The sequence below is a fragment of the Flavobacterium sp. 5 genome, assembly GCF_002813295.1.
Taxonomy (GTDB): domain Bacteria; phylum Bacteroidota; class Bacteroidia; order Flavobacteriales; family Flavobacteriaceae; genus Flavobacterium.
This window is the reverse complement of record NZ_PHUE01000001.1, coordinates 4,735,675-4,758,215: the sequence shown is the minus strand read 5'-3', so window position 1 is coordinate 4,758,215 and position 22,541 is coordinate 4,735,675. Positions and strand designations below refer to the sequence as shown.

The following is a 22,541-nucleotide window of genomic DNA, read 5'->3' as shown; positions in this document are numbered from 1 at the left end:
AATACAAAAATAAATTCTAAATTTCTAAAAAATTGGCGTTATGAATTCAAATCAATTACCAGTAAATGAATATTCAAAATTTAATGCTACCTACATACAAGCATTAGAAAATGTTGAATTATTTGAAGAATTAGAAATTAGTTTACATGACTTTATCAAATTTGTCCAAAATATTCCCTTGGACAAATTTGATTATAGTTATGCCGAAGGAAAATGGACTATTAAAGAAATTATTCAGCACATTATTGATACTGAAAGAATTTTTAGTTACCGAGCTCTGAGAATTTCCAGAAATGATAAAACACCTTTGCCAGGTTTTGAGGAAAATGCTTATGTAGATAATACCAACGCTAAAAGCAGAAGTATACAAGATTTATTAACAGAATTTTCTGCAGTAAGACATTCAAACTTATTGATGTTCAAAAGTTTTTCTGATGAACAATTAAGAAGAATAGGAATTGCATCAGATAATGAAGTTTCAGTAAGAGCTCTAGGTTTTTTAATTTTGGGACATCTTAAACATCATCAAAAAGTTTTTGCAGAAAGATATCTATAAAGTTTAACAAGTTGTTTTAAATAAAACAACTTGACCAAATTTTCAATTTATTCTCAAAAGTCATTGTATTTGCAGGACTAGTTGAAGGCATCACAAAATAAGTGATGCCTTCAATTTTTCCATATCTCTTAAAAAAAAAGTCATAACTCTTTTTTCCATTAAAAATAATTTTTGTGATTTTAGGAAGCTCTTTAAATAAATTTTCAAAATCATTTTCTTTATGATTTTTGATATGAATATCCAAACTTCCTTTTCTTTCGCAATTTTCTAAAACATCCCAAATCCCAATTTTATTAGATAATAAAACTTCTTTTTTTTCTTCAAAAGAATCTGAAATGGGTAAATCATCAAAAATAGAATATATAATTTTCCAAAAATGATTTCTTGGGTTAGCATAATATTCTTGTTTTTCAAGGGATATTGCTCCAGGCATAGTTCCCAAAATTATTATTTCTGTATTCGAATCTATAAAATAAGGAAATGATTTTATTTGCATGAAAATTATAAAATTTGAGGCTACAACTTCATAAATTTTATGAAGAAGAATCGAGTGTTAATACTACTTGAATTAAGTTTTTTTATTTTAATCCTATTTTTTTTAACCTAGAATTAATCGAACCTTCATTTCTTCCAAATATAGAAGTTAACTCTTTTATTTTTTTTCCTTCTTTGTACATTTTTTCAAGTTTTACATCTTCTTCGATATTCCATTTCTTGTAAGCCTCAGAATGTTCTAATCTAATATTGTCTACAGAATAGGTTTTTATTTTAGCATCGTTTTCTTTTTCAAGAATTGTCAAGCCAATTCTAATTTTATCATACGATATGGTTTCCTCAAAAAAATCAAAATAAGATTTTAATGCAGGTGGATTTTCTAATCTTATTTTTGCTTGAGCAATTTTTGAAATTTCTTGATCAGAAATATAAACACTCAAATTTATTGGATGTCCGTCGCTGTACAATTTAGCTAAATGAGAAAATATTGTTGTAACTCCTAATTTTCTTTTTATTGCAATTTCTTCAACTAATAATCCAATATTAAATAACTCCAAAGTTTCCTTATAAGTACTGCTCTCTTTTTTTGCTTTAACTTTTTTTATTTTTTGAAATTCAATTATTGCCTTTATAAAAACATGACCATATTTTTCAAGTTTTGCTTTTCCAACTCCATCGATACTTAGAAATTCTTCGTCACTCATTGGTCTTTGAATTTCTAATTGTTTAAGAGTAGCATCATTAAAAATAACATAAGCTGGAACATTTTCTTCTTTAGCAATTTCTGCACGAAGTTTTCTCAAAAATTCAAAAAGAGAATTCTCAGTTGATTTCGTCTTTACAATTTTTTCTTCTTCAGATTGATTTACTTTTTTCAGAACATTTGTCAATTTTACTTTTTCACCATCAAACAAAACTTTTTTTGCAAAAGGTGTTAATTTAATTCTATTCTGTTGATGAAAGGCGATTTCACAATATCCTAAATTTATTAATTGAATAATATATTGATTCCAGTCATACCAAGAAATATCAGAACCAACTGCATAGGTTTTTAAATTTTGGTATCCTTTATCATAGATTGCTGCATTTTTGGAACCTCTTAGAAAATCCACAATCATTGGTAACGCTTCGGATTCTTGTAAGCGCATTACAGCTGACAAAGCTTTTTGAGCAATTATTGTTCCATCAAAAAATGCTGGAGGATTTTTACAAATATCACAATTACCACAATTATCAGATACTAATTCGCCAAAATAGGACAGTAAAATTTTTCTACGACAACTTAATGCGTCTGAATATTGCTTCATCCGTTCTAGTTTGGCAAGTTGTACTTCAGCATTCAAACCTCCAGAAGCAAATTTTTGTAATTGAACTAAATCACCATAACTTTTGAATAAAATAGTTTCAGATCGCAATCCATCACGACCAGCTCTTCCAATTTCTTGATAATAGCCCTCAATATTTTTTGGTAAATTATAATGAATAACCCAACGAACATTCGATTTATCGATCCCCATTCCAAAAGCAATTGTGGCACAAACCACTTGGCAATCATCGTTTATAAATTCATCTTGAGTTGTAGAACGAATTTTATTTTCTAAACCTGCGTGATACGCTTTTGCTTTGATACCAATTTTTTGTAATTTTTGTGCAAGTTCTTCAGTAGTTTTACGACTTAAGCAATATATAATACCCGACTCATTTGGTTTGGTATTAATAAAATCAATAATTTGTTTTACACGATCTAATGCAGGTCTAACTTCTAAACTTAAATTTTTTCTATCGAAAGAAGATATAAAAATCTCAGGATTAATTAAATTTAATTGTTCAGATATATCTGTGCGGGTTGCTTTGTCTGCAGTTGCTGTCAATCCTAAGATTGGAGTAGAAGGGAAGCGATTTTTTAAATATCCAAGATTAGTATAAGCTGGTCGAAAATCATGACCCCATGCCGAAATGCAATGAGCTTCATCAATAGCAATTAAGCTTACAGTTATCTGACTAAATGCATTTTCCAAAAACGATAAACTTTCAGGCGCAACATAAACGAGCTTGACTTTGTTATCTTTTAAATTTTGAATATGAAATTCTTGTTCATCACTGGACTGACTACTATTAATGAAACATGCGGCTATTCCATTGGCTTTCAAACTATCTACCTGATCTTTCATTAATGCAATTAGTGGCGAAATAACAATAGTAATTCCTGAAAACACTAAAGCTGGAAGTTGAAAACAAATAGATTTACCTCCTCCTGTTGGCATAATTGCTAGAGTATCTTTTCCTGAAAGAATGCTATTAATAATTTCTTCTTGATTAGGTCTGAATTTTTCAAACCCAAAATTCTCTTTAAGTTTGGCGTGTAAAATTTCTGTAGTCATTTTGGCTTATATTTTGAAAAATAAATATAATAAAAAAAGGAACTCGAATTTGAGTTCCTTTTCTATATTTGATAAAATTTAAAAACTAATTAATCTTCATCGTCTTCATCATCATCGTCATCTGCAACATTTTTGCCATCAGAGTCCTCATCATCTTCATCTCCATCTAAATCTGGTTTATCAACATTGTCATCTTCATCGTCATCATCATCATCTGCATCATCAACATCTAATTCTAAACCGCTAATTGGTTCAACTACATCATCAATTTCATCATCTTCATCGTAATTCCCAATTCTATCAGCAAGTTTAGTACTTACTTTTACTAAATAAATAGTATCTTCAGTCTTAACTTCAACAGCTTCAATTAACTCATTTTTGGCATTTCTAAATCTAATGATGTCCGAATCATCATAACCATCAGGAAATTTATCAACCAAAAGATTTAAAATTTCGTTGGTCAATTTGGCGTAATCAACTATTACTCTTTTCATAAATAATTATTATAAATCTAACAAATAGGCGAAAATTAGTGGAGCTACAATCGTAGCATCCGATTCAATAATGAATTTTGGAGTATTAATATCTAATTTTCCCCAAGTAATTTTTTCATTAGGAACTGCTCCTGAATAGGATCCGTAACTGGTTGTTGAATCTGAAATTTGGCAGAAATAACTCCAAAAAGGAATATCATGCATTTCCATATCCTGATACAACATTGGTACTACGCAAATTGGAAAATCTCCAGCAATACCACCACCAATTTGAAAGAAACCAATTCCCTTTGAACTATTTTTTGGATACCAGTCAGATAAGAAAACCATATATTCAATACCAGATTTCATGGTAGAAGCTTTCAAATCTCCTTTTATAACATACGATGCGAAAATATTCCCCATAGTACTATCTTCCCAGCCTGGTACAATAATAGGCAAATTTTTCTCAGCAGCAGCATACATCCAACTGTCTTTTAAATCAATTTCGTAATATTCTTCTAAGACACCCGAAAGTAACATTTTATACATGAATTCATGAGGAAAATATCTCTCTCCTTTATCATCGGCATCTTTCCAAATTTTATAAATATGTTTCTGAAGACGACGAAATGCTTCGTGCTCTGGTATACAAGTATCAGTAACTCTGTTCAAACCTCTTTCTAGCAAAGCCCATTCATCTTGAGGTGTTAGATCACGATAATTTGGAACTCTCTCATAGTGAGAATGTGCGACCAAATTCATAATGTCTTCTTCTAGATTTGCTCCTGTACAAGAAATAATTTGAACTTTATCCTGACGAATTATTTCGGCAAAAATCTTTCCAATTTCAGCGGTACTCATCGCACCAGCCATACTTACCATCATTTTTGCACCATTGGCTAATTGCTGCTCATAAGCTTTTGCGGCGTCAACTAAGGATGCAGAATTGAAATGCAAATAATGCTTTTCAATAAATTGACTGATTGGTCCTTTACTCATTTTCTTTTTCTTTTTTATTTAATGTTCAAAAGGTTATTTGAGATTTGGCTTTACAAATAAAAGAAATTTATAAATATCAAATTACCTAGATCTCAATTTTTATTTATTATAACCGAATATTTTATTATTTATTGTAACCTAGTATTTTTAGTACATCCTCAGCAGTTTGTTGCTCAGAAAACACTTCAGTTGCCAGTATTCCATTCTCATCACGATCAATCAAAATGTGTTTAGGCTGCGGTATCAAACAGTGGTGTAATCCGCCATATCCTCCAATAGTTTCCTGATAAGCTCCTGTGTTGAAAAATCCTAAATATAATGGCTTTTCTTTATTGTATTTAGGCAAATAGATTGCATTCATATTTTGCTCAGAGTTATAATAATCATCACTATCACAAGTCATTCCGCCTAATAAAACTCTTTCGTAGGTTTCATTCCATCTATTAATAGCCAACATAATAAAACGTTTATTAATTGCCCAAGTATCAGGAAGAGTTGTAATAAAAGAGGAATCAATCATGTTCCATTTTTCTCTATCATTTTGTTGTTTTTGATACAATACTTGATAGATTGCACCTCCACTTTCACCAACTGTAAAAGAACCAAATTCGGTAAAAATATTTGGAACATCAACTTCGGCTTCGTCACAAGCAATTTTAATTTGATTGATAATTTCGTCAATCATATATTGGTAATCATATTCGAATGCCAATGAATTTTTGATAGGAAAACCTCCACCAATATTTAATCCATCAAGAGTAGGACATTCTTTTTTCAATGCTACATATACCTTAATACATTTTACAAGCTCATTCCAATAATAAGCATTGTCATTGATACCTGTATTAATAAAAAAGTGCAACATTTTAAGTTCCAGATTTTTATTCTCTTTAATCTCTTTTTTATAAAACGGAACAATATTTTTATATCCAATTCCTAATCTTGAAGTATAAAATTCAAATTTAGGTTCTTCTTCAGCAGCAATTCTAATTCCTATTTTAAATTTACCATTGATTTGTGCTTGTAACAAGTCCAATTCCTCATAGTTATCTATAATTGGAATTGTATTTTTATGGCCATTATTAACTAATCGGGCAATATTTTCAATGTATTGATCTCTTTTAAAACCATTACATATAATATAAGTGCTTTTGTTTATTTTCCCTTTGTCTAATAAATTTTCAACAATATTAATATCAAAGGCAGATGAAGTTTCTATATGAATATTATTCTTGAAAGCTTCATTCATAATATATTCAAAATGAGAGCTTTTAGTGCAATAGCAATAAAAATATTTTGCCTCATATTTGTTTTTTTCCATCGATTTACGAAACCAACTTTTGGCTTTGTTGATGTTATTTGAAATTTGTGGCAAATAGGTAAACTTTAAAGGCGTACCGTATGTTTCTACCAATTTCATTAAATCGATATTATGAAATTGAAGATTATCTTTATTTAACTTAAATTCTTCTTGTGGAAAATAATATGTTTGATTTATTAAATCTGAATATTTTGTATTCATTTGTTTTTGGGATTTTTTGTGAATTAATTGTATTTAAAAAACAGAATTAATTTGAATTCAAACCCTAATGTTGGCATAAATGATCTGAAGTTTTTCATAATCGGCCTTAAAATATTGAAATACATCAAAACTAAAATTTCCCTTTATACCATAGAAACGTTTCAATATGCTTAAAAAAGCTCTATTGTTTCTGTTTCTTTTATTTGAGAACATTTTGGTGTTTTTACTTTTATTCATTGGCACAAATGTAAAAAATAATATAAACGTAAAGCAATCCTTTTTTATTAAAAAATCACTAAGATTTATAATCTTGAAAAGCGTTTAGAATTAATTCGTTTTCAACAGATTGATTAATTTTTATTTTCCCGATACCTTCAATTAATGCAAATTGTATGGTACCATATTCATTTTTCTTGTCGTGAATTAGCAATTCAATGATCGGATCTATATCAATTTCAGCGAAAATAACATCATCATATATTGATTTAAGAGTCGTTTTTATCTGTTGATATTCCTCTTTAGTAATTAAATTTTTATGCAATGATATATAACTTTCCAATATCATACCTACAGCAATTGCTTCACCATGTAGCAATGTAGTTTTATTTTCATTTTCTAAAAAATAACTTTCGATTGCATGCCCTAATGTATGACCAAAATTCAGTGATTTTCTAATGTTTTTCTCAGTAGGATCCTGCATCACTATTATATTCTTGATTTCAACCGAACGATGAATTAAAGAATCCAATTGATCAAAATCAATTGCTTTTATATCCAAAAATAATTCCCAATAGGCTTTATCATATATTAATCCGTGTTTTAACATTTCTGCAAGACCAGAACGCATTTCGTTTTGAGGAACGGTTGCAAGATAGGCTGTATCCACTAAAACCATTTTTGGAGTATTAATTACACCTATCTGATTTTTTAGATTCCCTAAATCAACTCCATTTTTCCCACCAACAGAAGCATCTACCATAGATAATAAAGTAGTTGGAATGTGAATAAAATCAACACCTCTTTTAAAAGTAGAAGCCACAAAACCACCTAAATCTGTTACAACTCCACCACCGATATTAATAACTAACGTTTTTCTGTCAGCTCCAAGTTCTGTTAAAACATTCCAAATTTCAATGCAGGTTTCAATGTTTTTATTTATTTCACCCGCTTCAAATTCAATAATTTCTATCGTTAAATCTGTCTCTAATAATGGTAGTAATTTAGGTAAACAATATTCATTTGTATTAGCATCTACAATTATAAATAGATTAGAATATTTATTCTCTTTTAAGTGTTGATTTAGTTTTTCGTATCCAGTTTCATTAAAATGAACAGGATAATTATTGGCTTGAATAGATTGCATCATTTTATTTTAATTGAAACCGCAAAATAAGGGAAATTTTGCAAATAATAATGACTTACTCTCTTTATATTTGCAGAAAAAATATAACAAAATATGGATAATATTTTCAATAACTCACAAATTGCATTTGCATTGAAAAGCGATACCGAGCTTGACAGAGCCTATTTTCTTTTCAAATTAATCAATAGTCAACCTTTAGTTCGTATTGGCACAGCGGTTACCAATTTTGCAATTAAGGCTAATCTTCCAGTTGAAAGCTTAATTCGTGCTACCGTATTTGATCATTTTTGCGGAGGTGTAAACGAGGATGACTGTCTATCGGTAGTTGATAAAATGTTTACCAAAGGAGTTTCATCTGTACTAGATTATTCTGTTGAAGGTAAAGAAGAGGAAAATCAATTTGATGCAGCTCTTCAAATGACTTTAAAAACCATTGAATTTGCTAAAGAGCGTAAAGCAATTCCTTTTGCGGTTTTTAAACCTACAGGTTTAGGCAGATTGGATTTATATGAAAAAGTAGGAGAGAAGCAAACACTAACTTCAGAGGAACAAGCTGAATGGGATAGAGTAGTAGTGCGTTTTGACCAAGTATGTAGTGAAGCACATAAAAAAAATGTAGCATTATTGATTGATGCTGAAGAAAGTTGGATGCAAGATGCAGCCGATGATTTAGTTACCGAAATGATGCGCAAATACAACAAAGAAAAAGTTATTGTATTCAACACACTTCAAATGTACCGCTGGGATCGATTGGACTATTTAAAACAATTGCATGAAAAAGCTAAAGCAGAAGGTTTCTTCATTGGAATGAAATTGGTTCGTGGTGCTTATATGGAAAAAGAAAATCTTCGTGCTGAAGAAAAAGGATATCCTACACCAATATGCTCTTCTAAAGAAGCTTCGGACTTAAACTACGATGCTGCTGTTCTATATATGGCAGAACATTTAGAAACCATGTCTATATTTGCTGGTACTCATAATGAATTGAGTACTTATAAATTGATGGAATTAATGAAAACCAAAGGAATTTCATCTAGTGATGACAGAATTTGGTTCGGTCAATTGTACGGAATGAGCGATAATATTAGTTACAACCTAGCTGCAAATGGATATAATATTGCTAAATACCTGCCTTTTGGCCCTGTAAAAGATGTTATGCCGTATTTAATCCGCCGTGCAGAAGAAAATACTTCTGTTGCTGGACAAACAAGCCGTGAATTATCTATGATAAAAGCGGAACGCAATAGAAGAAAAGGGAAGGTTTAGAAGGCAGAAGGCATAATAAAAAAGTCCATTTGTATACAAATGGACTTTTTTTTATTTAATTAACTGATTAAGAATTACTAAACTGTAAATTACTTAAGTTTTTATATAATCCATTTTCCAGATTTATTAATTCCTGATGAGTTCCTTGTTCGCTAATTTTCCCGTTATCAAGTACTAAAATTTGGTCGGCACTGCGAATAGTAGAAAGACGGTGAGCAATAATAATACTGGTTCTTCCCTCCATTAAAATTTCCAAAGCTTCTTGAACTAATTTTTCGCTTTCACTATCTAATGAAGAAGTAGCTTCATCTAAAATTAATATTGATGGATTTTTTAATAAAGCACGTGCAATAGCAATTCGTTGCCTTTGACCACCAGAAAGTTTAATTCCTCTTTCACCGACTACAGTATCGAATTTTTCAGGAAAACTTTCTATAAAGTTATAGGCATTCGCTTGTTTAGAAGCCATGATAATTTCTTCTTCGGTAGCATTTGGTTTCCCATAAGCAATGTTTTCTTTTATAGTTCCTCCAAAAAGAATTACATCCTGCGGTACAATACTCATATTACCACGAAGATTTTCTAAATCATAATCGTAGATATTTTTTCCATCAATTAAGATTTCACCACCTTCAATATCATAAAAACGCAATAATAAAGAAGCGATTGTTGATTTTCCCATACCGCTTGGTCCAACGAGTGCTATTTTTTGACCAAAATTAGCTGTAAAATTAATGTCTTTCAAAACCTTAACCTCTTTTCTGGAAGGATAGCTAAAAGCAACGTTATTAAAGGTAACTTCTCCTCTGATTTTCTCTATAGATGGAATATGAAGATTTGAATTGATTTTTTCTGGTACTTCATCCAATAATTCAAATACTCTTTCGGTAGCACCAATCGCTTTTTGCATTTGAGCATACAATTCGGCAATACCTCCTGAAGATGCACCAACATAACTGGAGTACAATATAAAAGTAAATAATTCGCCAACTGTAATTTCGCCAGCAATACTCAATTGCACACCATACCAAACGACACCAACAATTGTTCCAAACAAACAAATAATAATAAAAGACGCAAAATATCCTCTAAACTGCCCGCCTTTTATACCGATTTTAACAACCTCTCTAATACGCTCTTTATAACGCGCAATCTCGTACCATTCATTAGCAAAAGCTTTAACAATACTAATTCCCTGCATCGTTTCTTCAACCACTACTTGACTTTCGGCAACCTGATCTTGTACTTTCTTAGAATATTTTCGAATAAACCTTCCAAAAACTACAGCAATTACACCAACTAATGGCACAACCGAAACCATCATAATTGTCAATTTTATATTAATACTGGCTAACATTGCAAAACTCCCAATAATCAATATAAATTGTCTTAAAAATTCCGCAATTGTAGAAGTCAGCGTATCCTGAATTTGAGTAATATCATTACTGATTCGGCTATTTAATTCTCCAACGCGTTTTTGTGAAAAGAAAGACATTGGTAATTTTACTAAATTGGTGTATAATGCCAATCGGACATTTGCCAGAGTGTTTTCAGTAAAATTCACAAACAATGAAAGTCTAAAAAAAGAAAATAATGATTGCAGCAATAAAACACCTCCTAAACCCAGAGCAATTTGATTGGCTAAGTGAGCATCTTTTTTGTTAACACAATCCACAAGCATTCCCATAAACTTAGGAAAGGCTAGCGCAGTGACACTAGTAAGAAGAAGAAAAATTAACCCTAAATAAAATTTCCATTTGTGATTATCAGCATATTTGAAAATTAGAATTGCTTTTTGCAATGAACTTGCAGTAATTTTTGATTTTGGTAAATCATTTTCTTGGAATCGTGCCATTATATTTGTTTTATTATACAAATGTAAGGCTATATGAAGCTGATTACCAAAAAAAACATTGGGTTTGATTCTTTAATAAAACACTGTCACTGAGTTATTAAAGAATAAATCATTATTTTTTATTTGATTTTTTTAAAATTTTGCTTGCAAATACGAGTTCTAGTTGTATATTTGCACTCGCAATCACAAAATGATAGCAACCTAGTAAAATAGGGCGATTAGCTCAGCTGGTTCAGAGCACCTCGTTTACACCGAGGGGGTCGGGGGTTCGAACCCCTCATCGCCCACCAAGAAACTCCTTAAGAAATTAAGGAGTTTTTTTTATGCCTTGTATTTTCTGTTTCAGAATAAAGATGAATCATGAACAAAAGTTTAAACCAAATAACTCATTTAATTAGGTCTTTTTTTGGAGTTTTTTATCTATCCTTCATACAATTTTCATGCACTCCTCATACACTATCCATGCCTTTGACTGGGCTTTGCTATACACCATGTCCCGTCCTAAAGACACATTATTCTTAATTTAAACAGAAAGGTAATTTTCTGTATTTATAACATCAGCATAAAAGAAATTTAACCCTGCCAAAAATGCAGTTTGTACATCCAATGCCTTTACCTGAACTCCATTGACTTCTAAATCTCTTGTTGCACAAGCATCCTCAATTACGGTGCATTCAAAATCAAGATCTTTTGCAGCTCTTACGGTAGCATCGATACACATTTGAGTCATCATACCTACAAATACTAATTCAGTAATGCCTTTTGCTTTTAGGTGATCCAAAAGTTCTGTTTCTCTAAAGCTGTTTGGATAGTATTTAGTAATTACTTTCTCCCCTTCAATAGGTTTCACATTTGTGTGAATATCTTGCCCTTCTGTTTCTGGCAAAAAGAAGGTAGATCCTGGCGCTACTGAAAGATGTTGAATGTGTACTATCGGTAGGTTTTCATTTCTGAATTTTGTTAAAATCTGATTGGCTTTTTCACTGGCTTCTAAAGCGCCTACCAATTCCATTGCTCCATTTTCAAAATAATCATTTTGAATGTCTATTATTATTAATGCTTTGCTCATAATTTATTTATTTTTTAAAATTAACACACCAAAATTACAAAGTAATTAAGACGTAAAGAATACCAAATGATTGTCATTAACTACCATTTTGATAACCATAAGAGTTTCATTAGTATTAGTTCCAATGCTTTTTACTCTTAATTAGTAGGCATATCATAAGCATCTGCTATCAATTTTGTGGAATGTAGCATACCATTGAGAGAATGCCCCAAGCTGGCTATCATAATTTCATCTGCTCCTGAAGCCTTTTGAAATTGATTCAATCTAGTTACTACTTGGTCGGCTGTTCCCTTTATTATTTTTTCGTTCCAGCTTTCCAATACATATTTTTCAGAATCAGTGTAAACATAATTTTTCAATTCTTCCGGAGATGGGATAACGTAGGACTGACTGCTCATCATTCGTAGCATACTATGTGAAAAAGAACGTGTTTGAATCTTCGCTTCTTCTTCATTGTCTGCTGCAAATACAGAGAAGCAAGCTATGGTATGTGGTTTATCAAGAACATCTGATGGCTTGAAGTTTTTTCTATAAAGTTCAAATGCAGCTATTAAATTTTCGGGAGCTAATTGTGCTGCGAAAGCAAAAGGTAATCCAAGTTTGCCAGCCAATTGTGCGGAATATCCTGAAGAGCCTAGTAGCCATAAAGACGGACTATTGAAAGATCTTGGTATTCCATTTTCCCGATCTTGTCCCAGTCCTGGAACCGCAAATACTTTATCCTTATAGGGATGCGCTTCTGGAAAATCATCTTCAAGAAAATGCATTAGTTCCGTTACTTGTGCAGGAAAATCTTCAGCTCCAACAAGATCACGGCGGAGTGCATGTGCTGTTAATCCATTTGTACCGGGAGCGCGACCTATTCCTAGGTCTATGCGACCAGGCGCCATTGCTTGAAGCATACCGAATTGCTCAGCAATCACTAAAGGAGGAAAATTAGACAGCATCATTCCACCAGATCCCAATCGGATTTGTTTTGTTTCACTGATAAGTCTGGAAAGCAACATAGCAGGAGATGAAGTAGAAACGGCGGGCATAGCATGGTGTTCAGCCACCCAGTAGCGGGCAAATCCTCTTTGGTCAGCCAATTTTGCAATCTCGATACTGTTGTTGATGGCTTCTGTGGCAGAATAACCTTTCCCTGTGGTAGCAACATCCAGAATTGACAAAGGCACTGGAGCATTTCCTTGTTTGATAAGGTATTGGAAAGAGGCTGGTTTATTTTGTGGGCTATCTATATTTTTATTTCTCATCATTTCTAATTTAAATTATTTTGCAAAAATACTTTAGAAAAAAGGAGTGTCGCCTACCAAAAAAGAGTTAAGACCTACCGTTTTGATAATCAAATAGAAATTCACTGGTTGTTATTCCTGTTTGCTTTTTAAAAAAACGCATCAAGTGATTTGGTTCTGAAAAATTCAATTCGTGGGCAATTTCGGCAACGGTAAGTTCTGAATGGATAAGGTAATTCTTGATTTCAAAAAGTAAACGTTGCTTGAGCAAATGTGTTGCCGTAACATTAAAATGTGTTTTGACAGCTTTATTGAGTGTAATTCGACTGACATTCAATATTTCAGTATAGGAGTCAATACGTTGTTTTGTCTTAATGTGTTTTTCTAAAAGTTGTTTAAACAGAAAAGCATAATTACCATCCGTTTTATCTAATGAAAGTTGGTATTCTTCTGCATATTGCCGATTTAGTTTTTGTAATAAATAATAAACCAAAGAGCGAATAATATGCACACTATCCGATTTAGTAACAACTAATTCTGTTTTAATTTCTGTAAGCAGTTCACAATATCTTTTAATACTTTCATTTGTAGCTGAAAAATACAACGGGTACTCCAACTGATAAAAATACAACAAACGGTACGTAAATAATTTATCGGCGAAAAAGTCATTCATAAATTCTTCTTGAAATACGAGAACAGTAAAATCAAGATTATTACTTTCTAATTTCCATTGTCTCCTTTGGAAAGGTGAAATAAAAACGATGCTATTATCCGAAATTTCAATTTGCTGTTGGTTTAAAACTAAAGTTCCTTTGCCTTTTTTGAATACAATAATTTCAAAATAATCCGTGTTGAATGCTTCTGAATCAACGTAAGTTTCTTTAACCTCTTCAGAAGGCAATACGTTTAGAAGAAAGTCAACACCACATTCTGTTTTATGAAATTTAATTATTTTCATTTCTGTTTATTGTTCTTAAAGTTTCTTTCATTTAAAAATAAGCTATTCTTCTTAAATTTATTTCTCTATAACTAGACCTTTTTTAAGTCAGAAATCGTTAAAGTAAATTTTCTAAACCAAATTGAGCCAATTGATCTACAATTGGTAACGTTTTTTTTCCTAGTTCAGTAAGCTGATATTCCACTTTTGGTGGAATTTGGGGATACACTTTTTTACTTACCAATTTGTGTTCAACAAGTGTATTTAACTCTTGTATAAGCATTTTTTCACTGATGCCTATAACAGCTCTTTTTAATTCGCCATACCTTATGACGTTTTCATTAATTTGAAATAGTATCATCAACGTCCATTTACCACTTAACAGTGACAAAGACGCTCTTACAGGACAACTTTCATCACAAGCTGGAATTGTTTTTAAATTATTTTCCATAGTATTTAATTAATTCTAACCATTTGGTAAGTACCACACTATTACGTAAGTACTTGTACAAAGGTAAGTTGTTGTGTAGTTTTGTACAAATAATAATCTTAAATATAAATAATATATGACACCAATAGAAGTAGTAGAAGGGTATGCAATAGCACTTTCAAAAGGAGATATACCTACAGTATTCTCTTATTTTAGTCCTGATGCAAAATGGTATCAGCCGGGCAATAATCAGTTTTCTGGAACAAAAAATGGTCTAGAGGCCATTGGTAAAATGCTTTCTGATATGATGGGGGTTACTCAAGGAAGTTTGGTAATTAAACCTACTGGAGCAATGATGGCAAATGGCAATTTAGTATCTTTTCCTATACAATTTAGTGCTCAAAGCGGGAATAAAACTGTCGATATGAAAGGTATCGATTTGTTTGAAGTTGTAAATGGCAAAATAATTAATGTATGGTTGTTTTCAGAAAATCAGCCCATAGAAGATGAATTTTGGAAATAATAGTTCAAAAGAAGAACTCTCGTTATGGAGAGCTCTTCTTTGCTTTTAGTTTTTTGAAAAATAAATAATAGTATTGTAGTTGTAATTATTAAATACCTAATCCTCAATATAATGATTAAATATAGATTATTTTAGACTTTCAAAAAAGGACAAAACAGGCATAAGGTGTTCGATTGCAATCCCTGACAGCCCACCAAGAAACTCCTTAAGAAATTAAGGAGTTTTTTATGTTTGTATTTTCCGTTTCAGAATAAAAACAGAGCAAGAATAACAAAAGTGTGAGGTTCTTTTTCATCTATTTTCGTATAACTCGTTCATGCACTACCCATACACTATCCATGCCTTTGACTAGGCTTTGGTATACACCTTGTCCCGTCCTAAAATAACTATACAGATTATTAAATAAATCATAGTTATACAAGCATAATTGTTAATCCTAAAAGAACAACACATTTCTTTATATAACGCACGTTTTCAATTCGCTATTACATTCATGTGCTTAACAAAAAAAAAACTAAATTTTATTTGCGTAAATATTCTTTTCCTGTTCTTTATATTTCGAAGGAGATATCCCCATTACTTTTCCAAAAATCCGACTAAAATAAGCGGCATCTTTAAACCCTAATTTTGGATAAATATCACTTATTTTGAGATTTGATAATTCTAAGTATTGGCAAGCTTTTTCAATTTTTAAATTTATAAAATACTTGATAGGTGATTGTTTGGTTTCCTCATAAAACAATGTAGAAAAATGTGAAGGAGAGTAATTAAAATGCTTTGCAAATTGCTCTAAAGTCAAATTATACCCCACATTTTCACGCATATAATAAATAACCTTTTCACTAAAACGATTTTCAATTCCATCCTGATTTCGAATTTGACTAAACTGCTGGCTGTATCTAAATGATGCTAAAAAATGAAAAAGACAAAGTGATGCATAGCAATAATGATTACTATGAAAACTCAACTCAAGGTTTTCATATATTTCTTCAAACATATCTATTCTGTCCTGTAATCTGGAATTTATTTCGGGTAATATTTCACGGGGAATTATTGGTAAGCTAAAAAATGATGATGCCAATTTCCCTTTGAAATGTATCCAATATATTGTCCACGGATTAGTCCTGTTGGAACCAAAACTATAAGGAGTATTAGGCGGAAGTATCAAAAAATGATTTTCCAATATTGGATAAGTGTTTTCTCCAACTTTATACCAACCTTCTCCAGAAGTACAATATATTAAAATATAATAATCTACGCCTACCTCTTTTTTAATAAAATGATACTTCACAGCAGGGAAGAACCCAATTTTTGTAATGTAAAGACTATTTGTCAGAGAGTTGTGTTCATTGTTCAAAAGAACTTCAGTGCTTATAGCTATTAGCCTTTGCCCCTTAAATCCTTCTTTTTGTTTTAGCATAATATATCAAATTTAAAATCGTAAGATAGTACAAGTAAATCCCCGCAAAGTTATATTTATTTTTTTAAAACAATAATAACTTTGTAATTATTCTCAATTAAACGATATCATAAATAAAAATAATGAAAATAAAATCATTTTTTTTTAACGCTTTAGCAATTAAAAACTAAATCGATATAGTAAACTGATAAAGCTTTTTGAGACCGAACTGTTACTAATTTATTTAGATTAATTATCATTTTATACTATGAGTACTTATAACAAAACACCTTTCTTTCCAATCGAGGGTAAATCTTTTGCAGGTTGGAACACTATTATTGATGAATTAAATTTAAAAATCAAAAAATCGAATAAAAATCGGTATATATTAATAGTCGAATGCTATCAAGGAGTAAATCACGAGGAATTAATGGCTGGTTTTAAGAAACTAAATCCTAATTTATTTATTGATTCTACAGAAGCATTTCATTCAGATGAAAGGATACGTGAACTAACTTCTCCGGATGTTACTGACGATGCCATTTTTGGTTACATTACCCGACTTAATTATATCGATTTTCTGGATTCAGAAAAAGTTGTAAACCTTCGTTCTAAAATTAAAAATTCGACTGGATTAGTAATTATTTACGGTCATGCTGCGTCGCTAATTACCCAGGAATATGACTGTTTGGTTTATGCAGATATGGCACGCTGGGAAATACAGCTTCGTCAACGCAAACATAAGGTCACCAATATTGGTATAAAAAATTCGAACGAAGATCCATCAATTCAATATAAAAGAGCTTTTTTTGTCGATTGGCGCGTTTGCGACAGACTCAAACAACAATTGTTTGAAAAAGCAGATTATTGGCTGGATACCAATAAAAAAGGAGAACCAAAAATGCTCCTTACTCAAACCCTTCTTGATGGATTGACCGCTATTTCAAAAAGTCCATTTAGAGTTGTTCCCTATTTTGACCCGGGTCCATGGGGTGGTCAATGGATGAAAGAAGTTATTGGTTTGGATAAATCAAAATCAAATTATGCATGGTCTTTTGATGGAGTCCCAGAAGAGAATAGTTTACTATTAAAAGTAGATGGTGAAATTATTGAAATTCCAAGTATAAATCTGGTTTTCTACAAAAGTACGGAACTGTTAGGAGAACCTGTAGAGTCAAGATTTGGAAAAGAGTTCCCTATACGATTTGATTTTCTTGATACAATTGAAGGCGGAAATCTGAGCTTACAAGTACATCCAACTACACAATACATTCGTGAAAAATTCGGAATGAATTATACTCAGGATGAAAGTTACTATATGCTTGATGCAAAACCTGGTGCAACTGTTCTTTTGGGATTAAAAAAAGAATGTGATAGCGAGGAAATGATTGCTGACTTAAAAAAATCTCAAGAAACAGGAAATCTTTTTGATGCCGAAAAATATGTTAATGTATTCCCTGCAAAAAAACATGATCATTTTTTAATACCAAGCGGAACAATTCACTGTTCTGGGACAAATGGAATGGTATTAGAGATAAGTGCTACACCCTATATTTTCACCTTTAAACTTTATGACTGGGGACGTATGGGCTTAAACGGTAAGCCAAGAGCCATCAATATTGACCATGGAGAAAAAGTGATTAACTGGACTCGAGATACAGAATATTGCCTTGAAAACTTAGTCAATCAGGTTGAGAAAATTGCCGAGGGAGATGGATGGAGAGAAGAAAGAACTGGTTTGCACAAAACTGAATTTATAGAAACCCGTCGTCATTGGTTTACCAAATCAGTTCTACATCAAACGGGAGAAAGTGTTAATGTATTAAATCTAGTGGAAGGCGCAGAAGCAATTGTTGAAAGCCCTACTAATATGTTCGAGCCTTTTATTGTTCATTATGCAGAAACATTTATTATTCCTGCAGCAGTTGGAAACTATACTATTAGACCTTTTGGTGAAAGTTTAGGCAAAGAATGTGCTACTATAAAAGCATATGTAAGACATAAAGCATAATTCTAAGTCAAATTAATTTAGCAATCAAAAAATGGAAAATTTATACAATATAGGAGTTGACGTAGGAGGATCACATATTTCTTGCGCCTTCGTACATAAAACAACTGGGGAAACTATAGCAGAAAGCCTCCTAGAATGCAAGATAGATTCTAATGGAAGTATTCAGGAATTTACAGAACCTCTGCGTTTATTATTTGAACAATTATTTTCGGTAACCTCTCAATATTCTTTTTCGAGTGTTGGTATAGCCATGCCAGGCCCTTTCGATTATGAAAATGGAATCTCGAAAATTACAGGAGTTCAAAAATTCGATGCCTTATACGGTCTTGACCTTAAACAAATATTTAAGGACGTAATAAAAAATAACGACATTCCAGTACGCTTTACAAATGATGCAAGTTGTTTTGCATTAGGGGAATATTATGCCGGTGCAGCTCAAAACAGCAAACGAACAATTGTAGTGACATTGGGTACTGGTTTTGGAAGTACTTTTCTTATTGATGGAATTATACAATCGACTGAAGGTGGTGGAGTACCTCCTGGAGGATATCTATATAATGTTCCCTTTGGAAAAAGTATTGCTGATGATTATTTTTCGACTCGATGGTTTGTAAACACTTGTAAAGAAAAATATGGTTTCGATATTTCAGGGGCAAGAGAAGCGGCTGAATTAGCCAAAAACAACAATCCACAAGCATTAGCCGTTTTTGAAGAATTTGCAGAAAATCTGACTGAAATGATTTTTCCCTGGATTGAAAAATTCAATCCTGACACTTTTGTTCTTGGAGGAAGTATTGCCAGAGCATTTCCATACTTTCTAAATAATCTAGAACAAAAGTTAGCTAAGAAAGGAATAAATAAACTTAAGGTAAAAACATGTGAATTGTGGAGTGAAGCTCCAATTATTGGAGCAGCAATGAACTTATAAATAACCAAAAATCAAAACCTAATTTATGAAAAATAAAAAACCAACCAGTACAATGTTTTGGATAGCTATATCCTTAAAATCAAGACTCCTTTTTTTATTCTTTTTGACAGCAAATTTTGCTGTATTAAATGCTCAAAATACAATTTCAGGTACAATTAGAGACAGTAAAACGTCTGAAGTTATTATTGGCGCAACAGTAAGTGTCAAAGGCACTAAAACAGCAACAATGACTAATATTGATGGCGTTTATTCAATAAAAGCATCAACGAATGATGTATTAATCGTTTCGTATGTTGGTTATGAGAATAACGAAAAAGCAATAAACGGAAATCAAAAACTTGATTTCTCACTAAAAGAAGAAGAAAAACTACTTAAAGAAGTAGTAGTAATTGGTTACGGCTCTCAGAAAAAAGTAAATCTTACCTCTTCCGTTAGTAATGTAGGATCAGAAGTTTTTGAAAACAAACCTGTTACCAGTGCAGCACAAGCATTACAAGGTACAGTACCAGGATTAGTAATTCAACAGGGATCTAGTGAACCTGGTCAAGGAACAAATATTAATATTCGAGGCATTGGAACATTTCAATCAGGAACTTATCCTCTGGTATTAATTGATGGATTAGCAGGAAGTATCAACAACATTAACCCTAACGATATAGAAAGTGTTTCAGTACTTAAAGATGCAGCTTCTACAGCAGTATATGGATCCAGAGCCGCTAATGGTGTTATCCTAATAACAACCAAAATGGGAAAAAAAGGTAAAACCAGAGTATCATATGACTATCTGTATGGTTTACAAACTCCTACAAATATGCCAAAATATGCCAGTGCTTGGGAATATGCCGAACTTAGAAATGAAGCATTAATTAATTCCGGTTTACCTGCAAAATATACTCCTGACCAAATAAATGAATTTAGAAAAATGGGAAAAGGAACCGTTTGGTTAGATGAACTTTACAGAGAAAATGCACCACAATCAAGCCATAATCTAGCTATTGAAGGATCGTCTGATAAAACTTCATACCATATTTCAATAGGACATTTAGATCAAAGAAGTTTGTTTGAAGGTAATGATGATTATGGCCTAAAAAGGAATAATGCAAGATTAAACATCAACTCAAAATTATCAGATAAGTTCACAGTCACTGCAATTGGTGCCTATACTGGATCTACAACCAAAGAACACGCTTATTGGACAGAATGGCTTATAGAACAAGCAACTAGAATCCCTGTTATTTATCCTATAAAAGATGCAGAAGGTAATTATACACTTCCGAGTGGCAGTAATTCAAATGGATTGGCGAGGTTAAGCGAAGGCGGAATGAGAACTAATCAAAGTGACGGTTTATCTGGTAGCCTTAGTGCAGAATGGACCATAATAAAAGACTTAAAGCTTAAAGGTTTCTTCGGTGCTAATTCAACGACTAATAATAATCATGAATTTAGAAAATCAATAGATTATGCTCCATACAAAGGAGGAGGTGATAATGAAAGTTCAGTAACGGATATTTTTGATAAAACGTTATTACTCAATTCAACTATTACTTTAAATTACAACAAAAAAATTGGAGAAAATCATAGCATCTCCGGATTATTAGGAGCTTCCGAAGAAAGTAGTGAAAGAAGATGGTTTCAAGCGAGAAAAATTGGAATTCCAGGTAATGAGTTTGGAGTTTTAGGAAATGGTCAAGTTACAGATGAAAGTAATACTTATGGCAGTGGAGAAACATGGGTTATTCAATCTTATTTCGGAAGGATAAATTATTCCTTTAAAGAAAAATATCTTTTTGAATCAAATATTAGAATGGATGGTTCTTCTCGTTTTGCTTCAGACAATCGTTGGGGAATTTTTCCATCATTCTCAGGTGGTTGGCGCGTTTCTAAAGAAAAATTTATGGAACCAATTAAAGATTACGTTAGTAATCTAAAATTACGTGCTTCGTGGGGACAAGTAGGAAATCAAGACATTGGATTATATAGGTATCTACGTACTGTAAATATAGCTACACAAGCCTATTCATTCAAAGATAATTTAGCAAATGGAGCTTATTTTAGCGAACAAAACCCCGATATTACTTGGGAAACTAGTGAGATGATTGATTTTGGTATTGAAGCAGGATTTTTCAAAAACAAATTATCATTAACCCTTGATCTTTATAGTAAAGACACTAAAAACATCTTAGTTGATAACCTTCCTGTTCCAGGTATTTATGGCAGTGGATCTCCAACTCAAAACCTTGGAGCGATAAACAACAAAGGTTGGGAGTTCTCTATTAATTATGGTTTTAAAACAGGAAAAGTTAATCACTCATTGACAGCAAATTTATCTGACAATGTAAATGAAGTAACAGATGATGGAGGCAGAACTTTGATTTCTGGTTCTGATGTAGTTACCATCTTAAAGAAAGGATTCCCTATTAATTCTTATTATGTATTAAAAAGCGATGGCTATTTTCAAAATGCTCAAGAAGTTGCAAATGGACCTAAGCAAACGTTCAATGCAGCTGGTGCAAAGCCTGGAGATATTCGCTATGTAGATAGAAACGGTGATGGTGTAATCAATGAAGCTGATGATCGATTTATTGCAGGAAATCCATTTCCCAGATATAATTACGGGCTAACTTATACTGCAGATTGGAATGGCCTAGATTTAAGTGTTTTCATTCAAGGAGTTGGTAAACGCAGCATGTGGATACGCGGAGAAGCAGTCGAAGCATTTCATAATAATAACGAAGGCCCGGTAATGGATTTTCATATTGATAGATGGACACCTACAAATCCTGACGCCTCATATCCTCGTTTAACAACAGGAACAGAATCGGCTAATAATGCTGCAAAATCTGATTTTTGGATAGAAGACGCTTCGTACTTACGTTTGAAAAACATACAATTAGGATATACTATACCTTCAAGATTTACTCAACAAATAGGTATCACTAAATTTAGAACGTATATAACAGGACAAAATTTATTAACACTGACTAAACTAAAATCGGGCTATGATCCAGAAATTAATTCTGGTGCAGCTACCAGCGGACGTGTTTATCCCGTAACAAAAGTTTTAGCTATAGGCCTTAATGTTAACTTCTAAAAAACCAA

The 22,541-nt window shown here is 32.0% G+C and carries 18 protein-coding genes and 1 tRNA gene; 7 read left to right on the top strand and 12 right to left on the bottom strand.

Features of this window, described 5'->3' with window-relative positions:
* The first annotated feature begins 40 nt into the window (after window positions 1–40).
* The gene (locus CLU82_RS19920) at window positions 41–556 is read left to right on the top strand and encodes a DinB family protein (RefSeq protein WP_100844748.1); all 516 of its coding nucleotides are present in this window, start codon (window positions 41–43) and stop codon (window positions 554–556) included.
* Window positions 557–572: 16 nt separating this feature from the next.
* On the opposite strand, the gene CLU82_RS19915 is transcribed toward CLU82_RS19920, so the two are convergent.
* From CLU82_RS19915 to aroB, 6 genes are all read right to left on the bottom strand, one after another.
* Window positions 573–1,052: a DNA-deoxyinosine glycosylase gene (locus CLU82_RS19915; protein WP_100844747.1), complete on the bottom strand. Its 480-nt coding sequence runs from the start codon at window positions 1,050–1,052 to the stop codon at window positions 573–575.
* 82 nt (window positions 1,053–1,134) lie between these two features.
* On the bottom strand, window positions 1,135–3,432 hold the full coding sequence (gene recQ, locus CLU82_RS19910) for a DNA helicase RecQ (RefSeq protein WP_100844746.1): 2,298 nt from the start codon (window positions 3,430–3,432) through the stop codon (window positions 1,135–1,137).
* A gap of 89 nt (window positions 3,433–3,521) precedes the next feature.
* Window positions 3,522–3,926 carry a DNA primase gene (locus tag CLU82_RS19905; protein WP_100844745.1) on the bottom strand — a complete coding sequence of 135 codons (405 nt, stop codon included), beginning with the start codon at window positions 3,924–3,926 and terminating at the stop codon, window positions 3,522–3,524.
* A gap of 9 nt (window positions 3,927–3,935) precedes the next feature.
* Complete coding sequence (locus CLU82_RS19900; RefSeq protein ID WP_100844744.1) at window positions 3,936–4,907, bottom strand: deoxyhypusine synthase family protein; 972 nt, start codon at window positions 4,905–4,907, stop codon at window positions 3,936–3,938.
* 124 nt (window positions 4,908–5,031) lie between these two features.
* Window positions 5,032–6,429, bottom strand: coding sequence for an arginine decarboxylase (locus CLU82_RS19895; protein WP_100844743.1), 1,398 nt, complete (start codon window positions 6,427–6,429; stop codon window positions 5,032–5,034).
* Window positions 6,430–6,724: 295 nt separating this feature from the next.
* A complete protein-coding gene (aroB, locus tag CLU82_RS19885) occupies window positions 6,725–7,792 on the bottom strand; it encodes a 3-dehydroquinate synthase (protein ID WP_100845095.1) in 1,068 nt (355 codons plus the stop codon).
* A 93-nt stretch (window positions 7,793–7,885) separates the two neighbouring features.
* Here aroB and CLU82_RS19880 point away from each other — a divergent pair, with 93 nt between their 5' ends.
* The gene (locus CLU82_RS19880) at window positions 7,886–9,058 is read left to right on the top strand and encodes a proline dehydrogenase family protein (protein ID WP_100844741.1); all 1,173 of its coding nucleotides are present in this window, start codon (window positions 7,886–7,888) and stop codon (window positions 9,056–9,058) included.
* Window positions 9,059–9,125: 67 nt separating this feature from the next.
* On the opposite strand, the gene CLU82_RS19875 is transcribed toward CLU82_RS19880, so the two are convergent.
* Window positions 9,126–10,913, bottom strand: coding sequence for an ABC transporter ATP-binding protein (locus CLU82_RS19875; protein WP_100844740.1), 1,788 nt, complete (start codon window positions 10,911–10,913; stop codon window positions 9,126–9,128).
* A 212-nt stretch (window positions 10,914–11,125) separates the two neighbouring features.
* Here CLU82_RS19875 and CLU82_RS19870 point away from each other — a divergent pair.
* Window positions 11,126–11,203: transfer RNA gene (locus CLU82_RS19870), tRNA-Val, on the top strand.
* A gap of 233 nt (window positions 11,204–11,436) precedes the next feature.
* Here CLU82_RS19870 and CLU82_RS19865 read toward each other — a convergent pair.
* The 4 genes from CLU82_RS19865 to CLU82_RS19850 form a co-directional block, all read right to left on the bottom strand.
* The gene (locus CLU82_RS19865; protein ID WP_100844739.1) at window positions 11,437–11,982 is read right to left on the bottom strand and encodes a cysteine hydrolase family protein; all 546 of its coding nucleotides are present in this window, start codon (window positions 11,980–11,982) and stop codon (window positions 11,437–11,439) included.
* A gap of 137 nt (window positions 11,983–12,119) precedes the next feature.
* Complete coding sequence (locus CLU82_RS19860) at window positions 12,120–13,235, bottom strand: LLM class flavin-dependent oxidoreductase (RefSeq protein WP_100844738.1); 1,116 nt, start codon at window positions 13,233–13,235, stop codon at window positions 12,120–12,122.
* 67 nt (window positions 13,236–13,302) lie between these two features.
* Complete coding sequence (locus CLU82_RS19855) at window positions 13,303–14,172, bottom strand: AraC family transcriptional regulator (protein ID WP_100844737.1); 870 nt, start codon at window positions 14,170–14,172, stop codon at window positions 13,303–13,305.
* A gap of 97 nt (window positions 14,173–14,269) precedes the next feature.
* On the bottom strand, window positions 14,270–14,602 hold the full coding sequence (locus tag CLU82_RS19850; protein WP_100844736.1) for a helix-turn-helix domain-containing protein: 333 nt from the start codon (window positions 14,600–14,602) through the stop codon (window positions 14,270–14,272).
* 115 nt (window positions 14,603–14,717) lie between these two features.
* Here CLU82_RS19850 and CLU82_RS19845 point away from each other — a divergent pair, with 115 nt between their 5' ends.
* Window positions 14,718–15,104 (top strand): nuclear transport factor 2 family protein, encoded by a 387-nt coding sequence (locus CLU82_RS19845; RefSeq protein ID WP_100844735.1) that lies wholly within the window; start codon window positions 14,718–14,720, stop codon window positions 15,102–15,104.
* Window positions 15,105–15,618: 514 nt separating this feature from the next.
* Here the strand turns inward: CLU82_RS19845 and CLU82_RS19840 are convergent.
* Entirely contained in the window at window positions 15,619–16,524 is a 906-nt protein-coding gene (locus CLU82_RS19840; RefSeq protein WP_100844734.1) for an AraC family transcriptional regulator, read from the bottom strand.
* A 247-nt stretch (window positions 16,525–16,771) separates the two neighbouring features.
* On the opposite strand from CLU82_RS19840, the gene CLU82_RS19835 reads away from it, so the two are divergent.
* Genes CLU82_RS19835 through CLU82_RS19825 form a run of 3 tightly spaced genes read left to right on the top strand, consistent with a single transcriptional unit; the run spans window position 16,772 to window position 22,533 of the window.
* Entirely contained in the window at window positions 16,772–18,514 is a 1,743-nt protein-coding gene (locus CLU82_RS19835) for a class I mannose-6-phosphate isomerase (RefSeq protein WP_100844733.1), read from the top strand.
* Window positions 18,515–18,545: 31 nt separating this feature from the next.
* On the top strand, window positions 18,546–19,442 hold the full coding sequence (locus CLU82_RS19830; RefSeq protein ID WP_100844732.1) for an ROK family protein: 897 nt from the start codon (window positions 18,546–18,548) through the stop codon (window positions 19,440–19,442).
* 25 nt (window positions 19,443–19,467) lie between these two features.
* Complete coding sequence (locus tag CLU82_RS19825) at window positions 19,468–22,533, top strand: TonB-dependent receptor (protein WP_198520248.1); 3,066 nt, start codon at window positions 19,468–19,470, stop codon at window positions 22,531–22,533.
* Window positions 22,534–22,541 lie beyond the last annotated feature (8 nt).

Excerpts from the sequence above, each read along its gene's own strand:
- CLU82_RS19920 (WP_100844748.1), top strand. The coding sequence starts at position 41 with ATGAATTCAAATCAATTACCAGTAAATGAATATTCAAAATTTAATGCT.
- CLU82_RS19915 (WP_100844747.1), bottom strand. The coding sequence starts at position 1,052 with ATGCAAATAAAATCATTTCCTTATTTTATAGATTCGAATACAGAAATA.
- recQ (WP_100844746.1), bottom strand. The coding sequence starts at position 3,432 with ATGACTACAGAAATTTTACACGCCAAACTTAAAGAGAATTTTGGGTTT.
- CLU82_RS19905 (WP_100844745.1), bottom strand. The coding sequence starts at position 3,926 with ATGAAAAGAGTAATAGTTGATTACGCCAAATTGACCAACGAAATTTTA.
- CLU82_RS19900 (WP_100844744.1), bottom strand. The coding sequence starts at position 4,907 with ATGAGTAAAGGACCAATCAGTCAATTTATTGAAAAGCATTATTTGCAT.
- CLU82_RS19895 (WP_100844743.1), bottom strand. The coding sequence starts at position 6,429 with ATGAATACAAAATATTCAGATTTAATAAATCAAACATATTATTTTCCA.
- aroB (WP_100845095.1), bottom strand. The coding sequence starts at position 7,792 with ATGCAATCTATTCAAGCCAATAATTATCCTGTTCATTTTAATGAAACT.
- CLU82_RS19880 (WP_100844741.1), top strand. The coding sequence starts at position 7,886 with ATGGATAATATTTTCAATAACTCACAAATTGCATTTGCATTGAAAAGC.
- CLU82_RS19875 (WP_100844740.1), bottom strand. The coding sequence starts at position 10,913 with ATGGCACGATTCCAAGAAAATGATTTACCAAAATCAAAAATTACTGCA.
- CLU82_RS19865 (WP_100844739.1), bottom strand. The coding sequence starts at position 11,982 with ATGAGCAAAGCATTAATAATAATAGACATTCAAAATGATTATTTTGAA.
- CLU82_RS19860 (WP_100844738.1), bottom strand. The coding sequence starts at position 13,235 with ATGAGAAATAAAAATATAGATAGCCCACAAAATAAACCAGCCTCTTTC.
- CLU82_RS19855 (WP_100844737.1), bottom strand. The coding sequence starts at position 14,172 with ATGAAAATAATTAAATTTCATAAAACAGAATGTGGTGTTGACTTTCTT.
- CLU82_RS19850 (WP_100844736.1), bottom strand. The coding sequence starts at position 14,602 with ATGGAAAATAATTTAAAAACAATTCCAGCTTGTGATGAAAGTTGTCCT.
- CLU82_RS19845 (WP_100844735.1), top strand. The coding sequence starts at position 14,718 with ATGACACCAATAGAAGTAGTAGAAGGGTATGCAATAGCACTTTCAAAA.
- CLU82_RS19840 (WP_100844734.1), bottom strand. The coding sequence starts at position 16,524 with ATGCTAAAACAAAAAGAAGGATTTAAGGGGCAAAGGCTAATAGCTATA.
- CLU82_RS19835 (WP_100844733.1), top strand. The coding sequence starts at position 16,772 with ATGAGTACTTATAACAAAACACCTTTCTTTCCAATCGAGGGTAAATCT.
- CLU82_RS19830 (WP_100844732.1), top strand. The coding sequence starts at position 18,546 with ATGGAAAATTTATACAATATAGGAGTTGACGTAGGAGGATCACATATT.
- CLU82_RS19825 (WP_198520248.1), top strand. The coding sequence starts at position 19,468 with ATGAAAAATAAAAAACCAACCAGTACAATGTTTTGGATAGCTATATCC.